The organism is Oceanomicrobium pacificus, assembly GCF_009833495.1.
Lineage (GTDB): Bacteria > Pseudomonadota > Alphaproteobacteria > Rhodobacterales > Rhodobacteraceae > Oceanomicrobium > Oceanomicrobium pacificus.
In genome coordinates this window covers 21,406-37,582 of record NZ_WUWG01000006.1, presented here as the reverse complement: position 1 = coordinate 37,582, position 16,177 = coordinate 21,406, and the positions used below count along the sequence as shown (strand labels likewise).

General features: G+C 61.8%; 26 protein-coding genes. All 26 read right to left on the bottom strand.

Translation table 11 applies throughout. The features are described 5' to 3' along the window. Window positions 1-33: 33 nt before the first annotated feature. Entirely contained in the window at window positions 34-294 is a 261-nt protein-coding gene (locus GSH16_RS13215) for a hypothetical protein (RefSeq protein WP_160855882.1), read from the bottom strand. A 185-nt stretch (window positions 295-479) separates the two neighbouring features. Further along, the gene (locus tag GSH16_RS13210) at window positions 480-1,838 is read right to left on the bottom strand and encodes a replication-associated recombination protein A (RefSeq protein WP_160855880.1); all 1,359 of its coding nucleotides are present in this window, start codon (window positions 1,836-1,838) and stop codon (window positions 480-482) included. Window positions 1,839-1,961: 123 nt separating this feature from the next. Beyond that, window positions 1,962-2,381 carry a 50S ribosomal protein L17 gene (gene rplQ / locus GSH16_RS13205; RefSeq protein ID WP_160855878.1) on the bottom strand — a complete coding sequence of 140 codons (420 nt, stop codon included), beginning with the start codon at window positions 2,379-2,381 and terminating at the stop codon, window positions 1,962-1,964. A 123-nt stretch (window positions 2,382-2,504) separates the two neighbouring features. Beyond that, on the bottom strand, window positions 2,505-3,521 hold the full coding sequence (locus tag GSH16_RS13200; RefSeq protein ID WP_160855876.1) for a DNA-directed RNA polymerase subunit alpha: 1,017 nt from the start codon (window positions 3,519-3,521) through the stop codon (window positions 2,505-2,507). A gap of 112 nt (window positions 3,522-3,633) precedes the next feature. Next, on the bottom strand, window positions 3,634-4,023 hold the full coding sequence (gene rpsK, locus GSH16_RS13195) for a 30S ribosomal protein S11 (RefSeq protein ID WP_160855874.1): 390 nt from the start codon (window positions 4,021-4,023) through the stop codon (window positions 3,634-3,636). A 14-nt stretch (window positions 4,024-4,037) separates the two neighbouring features. Beyond that, window positions 4,038-4,406 carry a 30S ribosomal protein S13 gene (rpsM, locus tag GSH16_RS13190; protein ID WP_160855872.1) on the bottom strand — a complete coding sequence of 123 codons (369 nt, stop codon included), beginning with the start codon at window positions 4,404-4,406 and terminating at the stop codon, window positions 4,038-4,040. A gap of 191 nt (window positions 4,407-4,597) precedes the next feature. Further along, window positions 4,598-5,269, bottom strand: a complete 672-nt coding sequence (locus GSH16_RS13185) for an adenylate kinase (RefSeq protein WP_160855870.1) — start codon at window positions 5,267-5,269, stop codon at window positions 4,598-4,600. Further along, window positions 5,266-6,612, bottom strand: coding sequence for a preprotein translocase subunit SecY (gene secY / locus GSH16_RS13180; RefSeq protein WP_160855868.1), 1,347 nt, complete (start codon window positions 6,610-6,612; stop codon window positions 5,266-5,268). The genes GSH16_RS13185 and secY overlap by 4 nt, the downstream gene beginning before the upstream one ends. 100 nt (window positions 6,613-6,712) lie before the next feature. Further along, on the bottom strand, window positions 6,713-7,198 hold the full coding sequence (gene rplO / locus GSH16_RS13175; protein WP_160855866.1) for a 50S ribosomal protein L15: 486 nt from the start codon (window positions 7,196-7,198) through the stop codon (window positions 6,713-6,715). A gap of 129 nt (window positions 7,199-7,327) precedes the next feature. Next, complete coding sequence (rpmD, locus tag GSH16_RS13170; protein WP_160855864.1) at window positions 7,328-7,516, bottom strand: 50S ribosomal protein L30; 189 nt, start codon at window positions 7,514-7,516, stop codon at window positions 7,328-7,330. A 5-nt stretch (window positions 7,517-7,521) separates the two neighbouring features. Then, window positions 7,522-8,100: a 30S ribosomal protein S5 gene (rpsE, locus tag GSH16_RS13165; RefSeq protein ID WP_328803243.1), complete on the bottom strand. Its 579-nt coding sequence runs from the start codon at window positions 8,098-8,100 to the stop codon at window positions 7,522-7,524. 7 nt (window positions 8,101-8,107) lie between these two features. After that, window positions 8,108-8,467: a 50S ribosomal protein L18 gene (rplR, locus tag GSH16_RS13160; protein ID WP_160855860.1), complete on the bottom strand. Its 360-nt coding sequence runs from the start codon at window positions 8,465-8,467 to the stop codon at window positions 8,108-8,110. An 11-nt stretch (window positions 8,468-8,478) separates the two neighbouring features. Continuing rightward, window positions 8,479-9,012, bottom strand: a complete 534-nt coding sequence (gene rplF, locus GSH16_RS13155) for a 50S ribosomal protein L6 (protein ID WP_160855858.1) — start codon at window positions 9,010-9,012, stop codon at window positions 8,479-8,481. Between the two features lie 10 nt (window positions 9,013-9,022). Next, window positions 9,023-9,421: a 30S ribosomal protein S8 gene (gene rpsH, locus GSH16_RS13150; RefSeq protein WP_205524112.1), complete on the bottom strand. Its 399-nt coding sequence runs from the start codon at window positions 9,419-9,421 to the stop codon at window positions 9,023-9,025. Window positions 9,422-9,436: 15 nt separating this feature from the next. Beyond that, entirely contained in the window at window positions 9,437-9,742 is a 306-nt protein-coding gene (gene rpsN / locus GSH16_RS13145; protein WP_160855856.1) for a 30S ribosomal protein S14, read from the bottom strand. A gap of 19 nt (window positions 9,743-9,761) precedes the next feature. After that, the gene (rplE, locus tag GSH16_RS13140) at window positions 9,762-10,313 is read right to left on the bottom strand and encodes a 50S ribosomal protein L5 (RefSeq protein ID WP_160855854.1); all 552 of its coding nucleotides are present in this window, start codon (window positions 10,311-10,313) and stop codon (window positions 9,762-9,764) included. Then, on the bottom strand, window positions 10,306-10,620 hold the full coding sequence (gene rplX, locus GSH16_RS13135) for a 50S ribosomal protein L24 (RefSeq protein ID WP_160855852.1): 315 nt from the start codon (window positions 10,618-10,620) through the stop codon (window positions 10,306-10,308). The genes rplE and rplX overlap by 8 nt, the downstream gene beginning before the upstream one ends. Next, a complete protein-coding gene (gene rplN, locus GSH16_RS13130; RefSeq protein ID WP_160855850.1) occupies window positions 10,620-10,988 on the bottom strand; it encodes a 50S ribosomal protein L14 in 369 nt (122 codons plus the stop codon). The genes rplX and rplN overlap by 1 nt, the downstream gene beginning before the upstream one ends. A gap of 73 nt (window positions 10,989-11,061) precedes the next feature. After that, entirely contained in the window at window positions 11,062-11,292 is a 231-nt protein-coding gene (gene rpsQ / locus GSH16_RS13125) for a 30S ribosomal protein S17 (protein WP_160855848.1), read from the bottom strand. A 16-nt stretch (window positions 11,293-11,308) separates the two neighbouring features. Further along, entirely contained in the window at window positions 11,309-11,509 is a 201-nt protein-coding gene (rpmC, locus tag GSH16_RS13120; protein ID WP_160855846.1) for a 50S ribosomal protein L29, read from the bottom strand. A gap of 99 nt (window positions 11,510-11,608) precedes the next feature. Further along, window positions 11,609-12,022, bottom strand: coding sequence for a 50S ribosomal protein L16 (gene rplP, locus GSH16_RS13115; protein ID WP_160855844.1), 414 nt, complete (start codon window positions 12,020-12,022; stop codon window positions 11,609-11,611). Window positions 12,023-12,050: 28 nt separating this feature from the next. Beyond that, entirely contained in the window at window positions 12,051-12,749 is a 699-nt protein-coding gene (gene rpsC, locus GSH16_RS13110) for a 30S ribosomal protein S3 (protein WP_160855842.1), read from the bottom strand. After that, the gene (rplV, locus tag GSH16_RS13105; RefSeq protein ID WP_160855840.1) at window positions 12,749-13,129 is read right to left on the bottom strand and encodes a 50S ribosomal protein L22; all 381 of its coding nucleotides are present in this window, start codon (window positions 13,127-13,129) and stop codon (window positions 12,749-12,751) included. Before rplV ends, rpsC begins: the two co-directional genes overlap by 1 nt. A 3-nt stretch (window positions 13,130-13,132) precedes the next feature. Next, complete coding sequence (gene rpsS / locus GSH16_RS13100; protein ID WP_160855838.1) at window positions 13,133-13,411, bottom strand: 30S ribosomal protein S19; 279 nt, start codon at window positions 13,409-13,411, stop codon at window positions 13,133-13,135. 2 nt (window positions 13,412-13,413) lie between these two features. Continuing rightward, a complete protein-coding gene (rplB, locus tag GSH16_RS13095; RefSeq protein ID WP_160855836.1) occupies window positions 13,414-14,253 on the bottom strand; it encodes a 50S ribosomal protein L2 in 840 nt (279 codons plus the stop codon). Window positions 14,254-14,518: 265 nt separating this feature from the next. Then, window positions 14,519-16,021: a DUF1254 domain-containing protein gene (locus GSH16_RS13090; RefSeq protein WP_160855834.1), complete on the bottom strand. Its 1,503-nt coding sequence runs from the start codon at window positions 16,019-16,021 to the stop codon at window positions 14,519-14,521. Between the last annotated feature and the right edge of the window lie 156 nt (window positions 16,022-16,177).

Sequence of the window (16,177 nt, the reverse complement as noted above, 5' to 3'; positions counted from 1 at the left end):
TGTGGGCTTTCGGTGGAACGGAACTCGGAACAGTCAGGTCGGAGAGAGCACCTCCGACCGCGTCAGTTTTTCAAGGTGGCCTTGGGTCAGATAACTGTGGAGCGGGTTGTCGGACCGCATCCCCAGATCGGTGACAAAGAGCGACGCATAGCGGGCCTTGGGCGGATGGGTTTCGGACATGATCCTGATGCGGCGGATCGATCGGCTCCGCGTGAGGCATTCCATCCCGTCGAACAGGCGGTCTTCGGCCCCTTCGACCATGGCGGTGACGGTTCGCCCCTGAAGTGTGATCAACCCGGTGACATGCCGTTTGAGCCACCGCTCCCGGGTGGCATCAATGAACCGCGCGCGCTCGGATGGGTTGGGGCTGACATTGGCAATCCCCCTGAATACAAGATGCGTCAACGAATCCGGCAAGACCGACCGCTTCCTTTCTGCACCCCCACAGGTTGCATCTTAGGCCGCGATACGCGTAACAGTCAACTCGAGTCGGTTGAACCGGTGGCTTGGCGTCGCTCCCGCAGTTTCGCGAAATATTCCAGACGCTTGCGCATTTCCCGCTCATGCCCGCGATCAACCGGCAGATAGAAATTCGGCCGCGGCATACCGTCCGGGAAGTAGTTCTGGCCGGAAAAACCGTCCTCTGCATCATGATCGTAAGAATAGCCGGCGCCGAACCCCTGTTCTTTCATCAGGCTTGTCGGTGCATTCAGAATATGTGCGGGCGGAGAACTTGATCCACTGTCCCGCGCTTTCTTGCGCGCCGCCTTGTAGGCCACATAGGTCGCATTCGACTTTGGCGCGAGTGCGAGATAGACGAGCGCCTGCGCCAGTGCCAGTTCCCCCTCGGGGCTGCCGAGCCGCTCATAGGTCTCCCACGCGTCGAGGCAGAGCCGCTGCGCCTGCGGATCGGCCAGCCCGATATCCTCCACCGCCATGCGGGTGATGCGGCGCGCCAGATAGCGGGGCTCCTCCCCGCCTTCGAGCATGCGCGCGAACCAGTAGAGCGCGGCATCAGGGTCCGAGCCGCGCACCGATTTGTGCAGGGCGGAGATCAGGTTGTAATGCGCATCGCCGGTCTTGTCATAGGCGGCGGCGCGGCGGTTCAGCCGGACCGACAGGGCCTCCGGCGTGACCGGTGTTTCATCGTCCCACGACAAGCACAGTTCCACGAGGTTCAGAAGCGCCCGCCCGTCACCATCGGCCATGTCGACGAGCCGGTCGCGGGCGGCTGGATCTAGCGGAAGGCGCCGGTCGGCCTCGACCTCGGCCCGGCTCATCAGCCGTTCCAGATCAGCCCGCTCCAGCCGGTTCAGAATCAACACCTGCGCGCGCGACAGAAGCGCCTTGTTCAACTCAAACGACGGGTTTTCCGTCGTCGCGCCGACGAGCAGGATCGTCCCGTCCTCCATCAGCGGCAGGAACCCATCCTGCTGCGCCTTGTTGAACCGGTGGATCTCGTCGACGAACAGGAGCGTCCCCTGCCCCGCGCGGCGGCGCTGGCGGGCGGCGTCGAAGACCTTGCGCAGATCCGCCACCCCGCTGAAGATTGCCGAGATCTGAACGAAATGGAGGTCCGTCGCATCCGCGAGCAGCCGTGCGATGGTGGTCTTGCCCACCCCCGGCGGCCCCCAGAGGATCAGCGACGAAAGCGTGCCCGCATCCAGCATCCGGCCAAGCGGCGCATCGGGGCCCAGAATATGGTCCTGCCCGATCACGTCATCGAGGCGCGCGGGCCGCAGCCGGTCGGCAAGCGGCCGGTGGCCGCCACCAGAACCGGGCTCTGGATCCGGTGCCGGCGCGCCGCCGGACGGAAGGGAATCAAACAGGTCCGCCATGGGCCCAGAATAGGCGGCTGCGGGCGCGGACTAAAGCGCGGAAGAGGCGGCAGACGCCGTCATGGGCCAAAGAAAAAGGGCCGCCCGCCGGGCGACCCTTTTCCTGTCTCACTGTCCCGAAGATCAGTCTTCGGCGGCCAGTTCGGCCTCGTGGCGGGCCTTGTCTGCCTGGCCTTTGGCGTCCGTGTCGCGATCGACCAGTTCGATGATCGCCATCGGGGCCATGTCGCCGTAGCGGAAGCCGGCTTTCAGCACGCGGGCATAACCGCCGTTGCGGTCCTTGTAGCGCGGGCCGAGCACGTCGAGCAGCTTGGCAACGGCAGCGTCCTGCTTCAGCTGCGCATGGGCCAGCCGGCGCGCGTGCAGGTCGCCACGCTTGCCGAGCGTGATGAGTTTGTCGATGATCCGCTTCATTTCCTTGGCTTTGGGCAGGGTCGTCTTGATCTGCTCATGCTCGATCAGCGAGCAAGCCATGTTGGAGAACATCGCCTTGCGATGCTCGTGGGTGCGGTTCAGTTTGCGGTATCCGTTACCGTGACGCATGATTTCTATCCTTCTCTATGCTTTGTCCGGCGACCCTGCGTGTCAGGCCGCTCTCCTTGGGGCATCCATGCCCGGGGTGCCCGGAATGGGCGTTGCCCCCGCCTTGCGGCGAGGGCAAATGGCTCAGAACTGGTCTTCGAATTTCTTGGCCAGTTCCTCGATATTGTCCGGCGGCCAGTCCACGATATCCATGCCCAGATGCAGGCCCATGGAGGTCAGGACTTCCTTGATCTCGTTCAGCGACTTGCGGCCGAAGTTCGGCGTGCGGAGCATTTCCGCCTCGGTCTTCTGGATGAGATCGCCGATATAGACGATGTTGTCGTTCTTCAGGCAGTTGGCCGAACGGACGGACAGTTCGAGCTCATCCACTTTCTTCAGCAGAAGCGGGTTGAACTCCAGTTCGTCCTCTTCGTCGGCCCGGCCAGCCGCTTCCGGCTCGTCGAAGTTGACGAAGACCTGCAGCTGGTCCTGAAGGATACGCGCGGCAAAGGCCACGGCATCTTCCGGCGTGATCGATCCGTCGGTTTCGATCTGCAGCGTCAGCTTGTCATAGTCGAGCACCTGGCCCTCACGGGTCGGCTCCACCTTGTATGAGACCTTCTTCACCGGCGAGAAGAGCGCGTCCACGGAGATGAGGCCGATCGGCGCATCTTCGGGGCGGTTCTTGTCGGCGGCGACATAGCCCTTGCCGGTGGCGACGGTCAGCTCGAAATAGACCGAGGCGCCATCGTCGAGGTGGCAGATCACGTGATCCTTGTTGAGGATCTCGATGCCCGCGGTCTCGGCAATGTCACCGGCGGTGACGACGCCCGGACCCTGCGCGCTGATCGACACGCGCTTCGGCCCTTCGGCGTCCATGCGCACGGCCACGCCCTTGAGGTTCAGCACGATGTCGGTGACATCCTCGCGCACACCCTTCACGGACGAGAATTCGTGCAGGACATTGTCGATCTGCACGGAAGTGATCGCCGCGCCCTGAAGCGAGGAGAGGAGCACACGGCGCAGCGCGTTGCCGAGCGTCAGGCCGAAGCCACGCTCGAGCGGTTCTGCCACGACGGTTGCGGTGCGGCTGGCATCGGCGCCGGGGCGGATGTCAAGCTGGGTCGGCCGGATGAGTTCCTGCCAGTTCTTGTGGATCATGTATTTGCCTCCATTCCAGTTCGCCGACCGGATCCTGCTGGTCGGGAACGCCCGAGGAAAAACGGACCCCGCCCCGGCTCAATCGGAACCGGGGCGGGGCTGTATTGAATGATCAGACGCGGCGGCGCTTCGGCGGGCGGCAGCCATTGTGCGCGATCGGGGTCACGTCGCGGATCGCGGTGATCGTGAAACCGACGGCGGACAGGGCGCGCAGCGCGCTCTCACGGCCCGAACCGGGGCCCTGAACCTCGACCTCGAGGGTCTTGACGCCATGTTCCTGCGCCTTCCGGCCGGCATCCTCGGCAGCCATCTGGGCGGCAAACGGGGTCGACTTGCGCGAACCCTTGAAGCCCATGGTCCCGGCCGAAGACCAGGAAATGGCGTTGCCCTGAACGTCGGCGATCAGGATCTTGGTGTTGTTGAAGCTGGAGTTGACGTGTGCGACGCCAGCCGAGATGTTCTTTTTGACCTTGCGCTTGGTGCGCTGCTTATCGCGTGCCATCGTTCATGCCCTCCTTACTTCTTCTTGCCGGCGATCGGCTTGGCCGGGCCCTTGCGGGTCCGCGCGTTGGTGTGGGTCCGCTGACCACGCACCGGGAGGCCGCGACGATGACGCAGGCCGCGGTAGCAGCCGAGGTCCATCAGACGCTTGATGTTCATCTGCGTTTCGCGACGCAGGTCGCCTTCGACGGTCAGATTGCCGTCGATATGCTCACGGATCTGCAGAACTTCGGAATCCGACAGTTCGTTCACGCGGCGGGCATCGTCGATGCCGATCGCGTCACAAATGTCTTTTGCGGATTTCCGGCCGATGCCGTGGATGTAGGTCAGTGCGATATGCACCGGTTTTCCCGTGGGAATGTTTACGCCAGCAATGCGCGCCACATTTCTCTCCGTTCAATTGCGGTTCCGTAGCCCCAGAACCTTTTTTCACAACTAAAGCCCACCGCCGTCCTGCCGGTGGGCCTCTGGACCATGTTTCGTTGGCCCAACCTTCCGCGCGTCACTGATGACATGGGAGGGAACGATTCTCATTTTCACGAGAAGGCGCAAATATAGGCCGATTCGACCGGGCGTCAAGCGTCAACTGGTTCCTGCGCCAGACCCTGCACGATGTCGGAAATCCGGGCCTTCACCTCGTCGATCTCACCCAGCCCGTCGATGCTGCGCAGCTGCTTCTTGGCATAGTAATAGCCGATGAGCGGCGCGGTATCTCGATAGTAGTTCATCAGCCGGGTGCGCAGCGCCTCTTCATTGTCGTCCGCGCGGCGGGTGAACTCGGTATGGCCGCACGCGTCACAGACGCCAGCTTTCGCTGTCGGCTTCGTCTCATCGTGATAGACGGCGCCGCAGTTGGCGCAGGTGAAACGTCCGGTGATCCGGCGCACCAGCGCTGCATCGTCGACCTTCATCTCGATGACCGCGTGGAGACCGGTGCCGCGCGAGCGCAGAAGCTGGTCGAGCGCGTCGGCCTGCGCCAGCGTGCGCGGGAACCCGTCGAAGATGACACCCTTGTCGGCCGCACCGGCGTCAAGCTGCTCGGCGATCAGGCCGATGACGATCTCGTCGGTGACGAGGTCGCCACGGTCCATCACGGCGGCCACCTGCTTGCCCATCTCGGTACCGGAGGTGCGCGCCGCGCGGAGCATGTCCCCCGTCGAGAGCTGCACGACCCCATAGGCATCGACCAGAATTTTGGCTTGCGTGCCTTTGCCGGCGCCGGGCGGTCCAAGCAGAATGATATTCATCGACGGTTCTTCCCTTTCTTGCGGCCCCGCAGGTTCGACCGCTCGATCAGGCTCTCATACTGGTGTGCCAGCATGTGAGACTGGACCTGAGTGATCGTGTCCATGGTCACGGACACGACGATCAGCAGCGAGGTGCCGCCAAAGTAGAAGGGAATGGCGAACTGCGAAATAAGAATCTCGGGCAGGAGACAAACCGCCGCAAGGTAACCGGAGCCGAGCACCAGCAGCCGCGTCACCACATAGTCGAGATAGTCCGCAGTGCGCGCGCCGGGCCGGATGCCGGGCACGAAACCGCCCTGCTTCTTCAGATTGTCCGCCACATCTTCCGACTTGAAGGCCACGTTGGCCGTGTAGAAATAGGTGAAGAAGACAATCATCGAGGCGAAGAAGATCAGGAAGAGCGGCTGGCCACGGCCCATATAGGCGGCGATCGTGTTGAAGACGCCCGATCCGTCGGTGCCCGCAAATGTGCTGACGGTCGTCGGCAGCAGCAGGATCGAGGAGGCGAAGATCGCCGGGATCACGCCGGCCGGGTTCAGCTTCACCGGAAGGTGCGAGCTTTCACCGCCATACATTTTCATCCCGACCTGACGGCGCGGATACTGGATGTGGATCTTGCGCAGCGCGCGTTCCATGAAGACCACGAAGGCGACCACGGCCACGACCATGACCATCACACCGATGATGATGGCGGGGCTCAGCGCGCCCGACCGGCCCTGGCTGAAGAACTGGGCAAGGCTCGCGGGAAGTTCGGCCACGATGCCCACGAAGATGATGAGCGAGATGCCGTTGCCGATGCCGCGCGCGGTGATCTGCTCACCCAGCCACATCAGGAACATGGTGCCGCCGACCAACGTGATCACGCAGGAAGCACGGAAATACCAGCCCGGATCGGCGGCCAGGCCCTGGCTCTCCAGACCGGCGGCGATCGCATAGGCCTGGAAGGTCGCCAGCACCACGGTGCCGTAGCGCGTATACTGGTTGATCTTCTTGCGGCCCTGCTCACCTTCCTTTTTCAGCTGCTCGAGCTGCGGCACCATGGCCGCCAGCAGCTGGACGATGATCGAGGCCGAGATATAGGGCATGATCCCGAGTGCGAAGATGGCCATCCGGCCGACCGCACCACCGGTGAACATGTTGAGCATTCCGCCGATACCGGCATTGGCCTGTTCGAAGAACTCGCGCAGCTGCGCCGCGTCGATGCCCGGAACCGGGATATAGGTGCCGATCCGGTAAACGATCAGCAGTCCGAGCGCGAAAAGAATGCGCTGCTGCAGTTCCTTGGCTTTGCCAAACGATCCCCAGTTGAGGTTCGCCGCCATCTGTTCGGCTGCCGATGCCATGTAAGGCCCTCCACGACTGCGCCGCCGACCCGGGGTCGGGTCCAGCGGCGCGAGAAAACTCTAAGTAGGAAGTAGGGCGCCGGAGGCGCCCCCACAAGTCTTATTCGGCCGCTGCGTCTTCTTTCGCCGGACCGGTCACGGTCAGCTTGCCGCCAGCCGCTTCAACCGCTGCGACAGCCGCCTTGGAGGCGCCGGTCACGGTCAGGTCGAGCTTGGCTTTCAGGTCGCCCTTGGCGAGAACGCGCACACCGTCGAGCTTGCGACGGATGATGCCGGCTTCGAGCAGCACGTCTTCGGTCACGGCCTTCTTGGCATCGATCTTCTTGGCGTCGACGAACTTCTGAAGGATGCCGAGGTTGATGACGGCATATTTCTTCGGGTTCGGGACGTTGAAGCCACGCTTCGGCAGGCGCTGGTAGAGCGGCATCTGGCCGCCTTCGTAGCCGTTGATCGCGACGCCGGACCGGGACTTCTGACCCTTGATCCCGCGGCCGCCCATCTTGCCCTTGCCGGAGCCGGGACCGCGGCCAACGCGTTTCTTGGTGTGGGTTGCACCCGGATTGTCACGCAGTTCGTGCAGTTTCATGACGCTTACTCCTTCTTGCCGGATACATGGGCCAAAGCGTCAGCATCCCATGACCACGGCGTTGATGTGAGGACCGCGCGGACCAGATCCATTCTGTTCCGCGCGCTCTTTTGGCAGGTCTCGGAGCGCTCAGCCGCGCTCTTCGACGATTTCGACCAGATGCGGGATCTTGTTGATCATGCCGCGCACTGCCGGCGTATCTTCCAGCTCGCGCGTCTTGTGCATCTTGTTCAGGCCCAGACCGACGAGCGTGGCACGCTGGTCCTGAGGGCGGCGGATCGGCGAGCCGATCTGCTTCACAACGATGGTTTTCGCCATGGGTCTCAGGCCTCCACGGTTTCGGCTTCGGCGGCCGGAGCTGCATCCTGCTTACCGGGCAGAATGTCGGCGACCTTCTTGCCGCGACGCTGGGCAACCATGCGGGGGCTCGACTCTTTGGTCAGCCCGTCGATGGTGGCGCGGATCATGTTGTACGGGTTCTGCGAGCCGATCGACTTCGCAACCACGTCCTGGATCCCCAGCATCTCGAAGACGGCACGCATCGGACCACCGGCGATGATCCCGGTACCGGCCGAGGCGGTGCGCATCACGACCTTGCCGGCGCCGTGGCGACCTTCCATGTCGTGGTGCAGCGTCCGACCGTCGCGCAGCGGAACGCGGATCATCTGGCGCTTGGCCTGTTCCGTGGCCTTGCGGATCGCCTCGGGAACTTCGCGGGCCTTGCCCTTGCCGAAGCCCACGCGACCCTTCTGGTCGCCAACGACGACCAGTGCAGCAAACCCGAAGCGCTTCCCGCCCTTCACGGTCTTGGACACACGGTTGATCGCGACAAGGCGATCCTGGAATTCCGGGGTTTCCTCGCGGTCGCGACGATCCCGGCGATTGTTTTCTCGAGCCATTATCGTCTCCTCAGAATTTCAGGCCGCCCTCACGGGCAGCATCGGCGAGCGCCTTGACTTTCCCGTGGAACAGGAAGCCACCGCGATCGAAATACACGTCTTCCACGCCCTTGGCCTTGGCCCGTTCGGCGATCGCGGTGCCGATTTTCGCGGCAGCCTCGACGTTGTTCTTGCCCACCAGACCCAGGTCTTTCTCCAGCGTGGAGGCCGACGCGAGGGTCACGCCCTGAACATCGTCGATCAGCTGGACCGAAATGTTCTTGGACGAGCGGTGAACGCTCAGGCGGGGCTTGCCGTTGGCCAGCTTCCGCAATTTGTTCCGGACGCGCAGGCGGCGCTTTTGGAACAAAGCTCGTTTGTTGTTCGCCATGTTCGCGTTCCTTATTTCTTCTTGCCTTCCTTACGGAAGATAAATTCATCTTTGTATTTGATGCCTTTACCTTTGTAAGGTTCGGGTTTGCGCCACTCGCGGATGTTCGCGGCAACCTGACCGACCAACTGCTGGTCGATACCCTCAACGACCAGTTCGGTCGGCTTGGGCGCGGTCACCTGGACACCTTCGGGGATCTCGAAATCCACGTCGTGGGAGTAGCCGAGCGACAGTTTCAGGACCTTGCCCTGAACTGCGGCACGGTAACCAACACCGTTGATTTCCATTTCCTTCTTGAAGCCCTCGGTCACACCGGTCACCAGATTGGCGACCTGCGTGCGGGACATCCCCCACTGCTGGCGCGCCCGTTTGGACGTGCCGCGCGGCGTGATGGTGATGGCGTTGTCCTCAACCTTGAGGGTCACGTCATCGGTGGCGGTGAAGCTGCGAGTGCCCTTCGGGCCCTTCACTTCAACGGTCTGGCCCGAGACGGTCGCCGAAACGCCGCCGGGAAGCTCGACCGGTTTTTTACCAATACGAGACATTCAGACCTCCTTAGAACACCGTGCACAGGACTTCGCCGCCGACATTGTCGGTACGTGCCTGTGCATCGGACATGACGCCCTTGGGCGTGGAGACGATCGAGATACCCAGACCCTGGCGGACCTGCGGGATATCCTTGACGCCGGAGTAGACGCGGCGGCCCGGGGTGGACACGCGCTGCAGCTCACGGATCACCGGAACGCCATCATAGTATTTCAACTCGATGGTCAGTTCGGGCTTGCCGTCGGCATCGAACCCGGCTTCGTAGCCGCGGATGTAGCCTTCGTTCTGGAGCACGTCCAGAACCCAGCCGCGCAGCTTGGATGCCGGCGTCTTGACGGAAGTTTTGCCACGCATCTGAGCGTTGCGGATGCGGGTCAGCATATCGCCGAGAGGATCGTTCAAAGACATTTTCGGTTCCCTCCCTTACCAGCTCGACTTGACCATGCCGGGGATCTCGCCACGGGAGGCCAGATCGCGCAGCGCGATACGGGACATTTTCAGTTTACGGTAATAGGCCTTCGGACGACCGGACACCTGGCACCGGTTGTGCAGGCGGGTGGCCGAGGAATTGCGCGGCAGTTTGGCAAGCTTCAGGCGTGCCTTGAACCGCTCTTCCATCGGAAGGTCTTCGTTCCGCGCGATCTCTTTGAGCTCAGCACGCTTGGCGGCATATTTCTCCACCAGGCGCTGACGCTTCTTCTCGCGCTCGATCATAGCAACTTTAGCCATATCTTCTCTCCTTCCGCGATCACTTCTGGAAAGGCATGTTGAACTCGGCCAACAGTGCCTTTGCTTCCGCGTCGGTTTTCGCGGTGGTGCAGATGACGATGTCCATGCCCCAGACCTGGTCGATCTTGTCGTACTCGATCTCGGGGAAGACGATGTGCTCTTTCAGGCCCATGGCGTAGTTGCCACGACCGTCGAAGCTCTTGGCGCTGACGCCGCGGAAATCGCGGACGCGCGGCATGGCGATGGTCACCAGACGATCGAGAAACTCGTACATCCGGTCGCCCCGCAGGGTCACCTTGACGCCGAGCGGCATGCCTTCACGGACCTTGAAGCCGGCGATCGACTTCTTGGCTTTCGTGATGACGGGCTTCTGACCGGAAATGGCCATCAGGTCGTCATGGGCGGCCTTGATCTTCTTGCTGTCGGCAACGGCTTCGCCGACGCCCATGTTCAGCACGATCTTCTCGAGCTTCGGAATCTGCATCTCGTTCTTGTACGAGAAGTCGGATTTCATCTTGCCGCGGATCTCAGAATTGTACTGAGCGCGCAGACGAGGCGTATAATCAGCCATTGATCACTTCCCCCGATTTCTTGGCGTAACGGACCTTCTTGTCGCCTTCGATCTTGAAGCCGACGCGGGTCGGGCCGCCCTCTTTGGGGTCAACCAGCGCGATGTTGGACAGGTCGATCGCAGCTTCCTGCGGCAGACGGCCGCCCTGGCTGGACTGGCTCTGCTTGGTGTGGCGGACAACCATGTTGATGCCCGAAACCTTGGCTTTGCCGGCCTTGGGCATCACGGCGATGATCTCGCCTTCCTTGCCCTTGTCCTTGCCGGCCAGCACGACGACCTTGTCGCCCTTGCGGAGTTTGGCAGCCATTACAGCACCTCCGGAGCAAGCGAGATGATTTTCATGAAGTTCTTGGCGCGCAGCTCACGAACAACCGGCCCGAAGATACGGGTACCGACCGGCTCGCCGGCATTGTTCAGGATAACGGCTGCGTTGCGATCGAAACGGATCGCGGTGCCATCTTCACGACGGACTTCTTTGGCGGTACGGACGACAACGGCCTTGCGGACGTCGCCTTTCTTGACGCGGCCGCGCGGAATGGCTTCCTTCACGGACACGACAATGATGTCACCCACGGAAGCGTATTTGCGCTTCGCGCCGCCCAGAACCTTGATGCACTGAACCCGGCGGGCGCCGGAGTTGTCAGCTACATCCAGATTGGTCTGCATCTGGATCATGGTATTTCTCCCGACCTGTGGGGATGCGGTGCAGTTCCGACCCCACGGTTTCGACTAGACTGTTGGTGGCCGATTACTCGGCGATCACTTCCCAGCGTTTCGTTTTCGAAATTGGTGCACATTCCTGGATACGGACGGTGTCACCAACCTTGAAAGCGTTCTCGGCATCGTGAGCCCGGTACTTCTTGGACTTACGAATGGTTTTCTTCAGAACCGGGTGCGTGAAACGACGCTCGACAGACACGGTAACGGTCTGTTCGTTGGCGGCGCTGGTCACGGTGCCCTGCAGGATACGCTTCGGCATCTCGTCTACACTCCGATTATTCAGCCGCCTGGGCGGCTTTTTCGTTCAGGATCGTCTGCACGCGAGCCACGTCACGACGGACGGTCTTCACACGCGCAGTGTTCTCCAGCTGGCCCGTGGCCCCCTGGAAGCGGAGGTTGAAGGCCTCCTTTTTCAGCGACTCAAGCTGCTCGCGCAGCTGGTCGGGCGTTTTATCACGCAGTTCGGCGGCGTTCATCGCTCGCATCCTTTCATTAGAAGCTACCCGGACGTGTCCGGGCGCTTTTCCAACCAAAAAATAAGGACGTATCCCCCAGACATGTCCGGGGGACGATCCTTACCAATCCTCGCGTGTGACGAAACGGCACTTCACGGGCAGCTTCATGGCTGCCAAGCGGAGCGCTTCCTTTGCCACATCTTCGCCCACGCCGTCAATCTCAAACATGATCCGGCCGGGCTTGACCTTGGCGGCCCAGTAGTCGACGGAGCCTTTACCCTTACCCATACGGACTTCGGTCGGCTTCGAGGTGACCGGCGTGTCCGGGAAAATCCGGATCCACACACGACCCTGACGTTTCATGTGACGGGTCATCGCGCGGCGGGCTGCCTCGATCTGACGCGCCGTGATCCGCTCGGGCTCGGTCGCTTTCAGGGCATAATGCCCAAAGTTGATATCGGAACCGCCTTTGGCCTCGCCGCGAATGCGGCCCTTGTGCATCTTGCGGTACTTGGTGCGCTTCGGTGAAAGCATCTCTGTTCTCCTTCAGAAGGCGCGGTCCTCAGCGACGCTGAGGACGCGGCCCACCTTCCTGCATTTCCGACTGGCGACGGTCCCGTGCCTGGGGATCGTGTTCCATGATCTCGCCTTTGAAGATCCACACTTTGATGCCGATGATGCCGTAGGCGGTCATGGCTTCCTTGTGCGCATAATCAATATCGGCGCGGAGCGTGTGCAGCGGCACACGGCCTTCACGATACCATTCGGTCCGGGCGATCTCGGCCCCGCCAAGACGGCCGGCGCAGTTCACGCGAACCCCGAGGGCCCCCATGCGCATGGCGTTCTGGACGGCGCGCTTCATCGCACGACGGAAGGAGACACGACGCTCGAGCTGCTGGGCGATATTCTCGGCCACCAGTGCGGCATCGATGTCGGGTTTGCGGACTTCGACGATGTTGAGGTGCAGTTCGCTGTCCGTCAGTTCGGACAGTTTCTTGCGCAGAGCCTCGATGTCGGCGCCCTTCTTGCCGATGATGACACCCGGACGTGCAGCGTGAATGGTCACACGGCACTTTTTGTGCGGGCGTTCGATCACGACGCGGGAGATACCGGCCTGAGCACAGTTCTTCTTCACATAGTCGCGGATCTTGAGATCCTCGTGAAGCAGATCGCCATACTCTTCCTTGTCAGCGTACCAGCGGCTGTCCCAGGTGCGGTTGACCTGAAGGCGCAGGCCGATCGGGTTGATCTTCTGTCCCATTATGCCTGCTCCTCTACCTGGCGGACCTTGATGGTGATCTGGCTGAACGGCTTCAGGATCTTGCCGAACCGGCCACGGGCCCGCGGACGACCGCGTTTCATGACCAGGTTCTTGCCGACCCAGGCTTCCACCACGACCAGCTCGTCAACGTCCAGACCATGGTTGTTCTCGGCATTGGCGATCGCGGACTGAAGGGTCTTCTTCACGTCCTGCGCGATGCGCTTCTTGGAGAAGGTCAGGTCCGACAGAGCCTTGTCGACCGGCTTGTTGCGGATCATCTGCGCAACGAGGTTCAGCTTCTGCGGGCTGGTGCGCAGCATGCGCGACACGGCCATTGCTTCGTTTTCCGCCACGCGACGGGGATTTTTCTGCTGTCCCATGGCTTACTTCCGTTTCGCTTTCTTGTCGGCAGCATGCCCGTAATAGGTACGGGTCGGGCTGTACTCGCCGAATTTCTGACCGATCATGTCCTCGGACACGGAAACAGGGATGTGTTTCTTGCCGTTGTAGACGCCGAACGTCAGGCCCACGAACTGGGGCAGGATCGTCGAGCGACGGGACCAGATCTTGATGACTTCATTGCGGCCCGATTCCTTGGCTTTCTCAGCTTTCTTGAGAACGTAGGAATCAACAAAAGGCCCTTTCCAGACTGAACGTGCCATTCTTAACGGCCTTTCTTCTTCGCATGGCGGGAGCGCAGGATGTATTTATCCGTCGCCTTGTTCGAACGCGTGCGCGCACCCTTGGTCGGCTTGCCCCACGGCGTGACCGGATGACGGCCACCGGAGGTCCGGCCCTCACCACCACCGTGCGGGTGGTCGATCGGGTTCATCACGACACCACGGACGGACGGGCGCTTGCCAAGGTGGCGGTTGCGGCCGGCTTTACCGAGGTTCTGGTTCGAGTGGTCCGGGTTGGACACGGCACCGATGGTCGCCATGCATTCCTGACGGACGAGACGCAGCTCGCCGGAGGAGAGGCGGATCTGTGCATAGCCGCCATCGCGGCCGACGAACTGGGCATAGGTGCCGGCGGAACGGGCCAGCTGGCCGCCCTTGCCCGGCTTCAGTTCGATATTGTGAATGATCGTACCGATCGGCATGCCCGAGAAGGGCATCGCGTTGCCCGGCTTCACGTCAACCTTGGTGCCGGCGACGATTTCGTCACCCACGGCCAGACGCTGCGGTGCCAGAATGTAGGCCTGCTCGCCGTCCTGATACTTGACCAGGGCAATGAACGCCGTGCGGTTGGGGTCGTATTCGATCCGTTCCACGGTGGCCGGCACGTCGAACTTGCGACGCTTGAAGTCGACGATGCGGTAGAGGCGCTTGGCCCCGCCGCCCTTGCGACGCATGGTGATCCGTCCGGTGTTGTTGCGGCCGCCATTCTTCGTCAGACCCTCGGTGAGGGATTTGACGGGACGTCCTTTCCACAGCTCCGAACGGTCGATCAGAACCAGCCCGCGCTGGCCCGGCGTCGTGGGTTTGTACGTTTTTAACGCCATGTCTTTCTGTCTTCCGTTAGCTATGCGAGCCGAAGCCCGCGGTTTAGGCCCCCGAAGGTGCCCGGAAATGCCGAGACGCGGATGAAATCCGCCGCCCCCGACAGGTTGCCGAAAACGGCAAAAACGACAGCCCCGGACGAATCCGAGGCTGCGGAATGGCGGCGATGTATCAGAGGCGCGGCAGAGTCGCAAGGGCAGAAGCGCCAAAAGCCTTGTGACGCAGGTGCCGTACCGGTTCCCAGACGCGGCATATGCGCCTGGAATGCTAGCTGACGCGCACCCAGTCGGCCAGCTTGAAACTGCGGTCGTTCAGCGCCTGCGTCGGTCCGTAGAGCCGCATGGCGGGCAGCGGGCGCTTGCCCGCTGTGGGGATCCAGTTGCTCTCCAGCCCCTTGGGCGCTTGCGGGCCGATCCAGATCGTCACCCCGCCATCGGTGTTTTTCTCCATTCCATCCAGATCGTAGGAGGAAAGCGTCGTGCGATCCTCGGCCGTGTAGATAAAGCCCATGGTCGCGCGGTCATAGACCGTGAGCGCCCAGAATTGCTCCACCGGCATGTCCCCGGGCACGTCGAGCCGATAGGTCGCCCCGGCTTCCAGCAACGCACCGTCCGCATCAGCCATTGCCATCAGATATTGGGTGGCCGGATTGTCGCTCAACTCGCGTGGCATATAAGTGCACCAGAAATACTCCGCTGCCCGCTCGATGGTGTCTATCCGGTCCCCGTATGTCCACGTGAAGAGATTGTTCTCGTCGGCCTGAAGGAGCGATGCATAATGTCGGTCTTCCCAGAAGAGTTGGTCCTTCGGGAAATTGTCGTACCAATGCTGCATATAGAACCAGACATCATAGCTGGCTTGGGTCATTGCAGCCTTCGCCACCGGATCGGGGTCGAACGGTTCGCCATGGCGGATGCCGAGCGTTGCCAGCATGCCCATCGCTATTTTGTCCTCCGACTTGATCGGCTCCACCGATACGACCGCGTGCAGATTCTCGAAATGGGCGAGCCCCCAGAGCGGCATTGTCGGGTAGCGCGTATCGATCGGGTCGAAAAAAACCTGATCCGGCGGGGCTCCGGCGTCAGAGAGCGCATACATGCGCAGGCGCTTAGCATAGGCATAGGCATCCTCCTCGGTCATGCCCTCGCCGCGAACCGAGCGGAAAGCGAAGGCCACGCGGTAACTCGGAGAGGGAACATGCAGATAGCCCTCCGGTACATCACCCTCGTAGCCCGGTGGCGTGAAGAGATATTTGGCACCCTTGCCTTCATCGAGGCCGGAAGGGCCGACATCGGCAATCGTGTATTGCCATGCATCAACCACTTGCCCGTAGAGGCTACCATCCTCCCCTGCCGGCGGCACGTCAAGAACGGTCGGTCCCGCCTGCAGGTCGGTGAAGGCTGTGATATAGGGTGTTGACGCATTGGCCGTCGTGGCTTCCAGTTTTGCTGTCGCGACACCGGAATAGGCAATGATATCATTGTCTTTCAGGCCCAGATCTTCCAGCGCCGCGGCTCGGAACCGATAGATGGCCAGCGCGGGCATCGCCCAGAGGGCGGCCTCGAAAGCCCGTTGGTACTTCACCTGATAGTCGAAATCCTCGATCGACGATCGCGCACCGGGCGCGGGTTGGCCGCCAAGAGGCTCAAAGTCGCGATTCATCAACGGCGAGGCGGCACGGACAGCCTGGGCGCGGGCCTGATTGCCCAGCCCCAACAGGGCCGCGGTTCCGGCCATGAGAGGGAAAATCGCTCTGCGGGAAAGGTTCATTGCGACAATCTCCGTTTGGAACAAAGGTCTCTATCAAATCATCAGGACGACCATATTCCCGCCCCCCCGAAAAGCCGAGGGATTCGGTGATCAACTGGCTGCTAGAAATGTTGCAGTTTTCAGACCATCGCGCAGGGCTGTGCAGGCGTCTGCTTT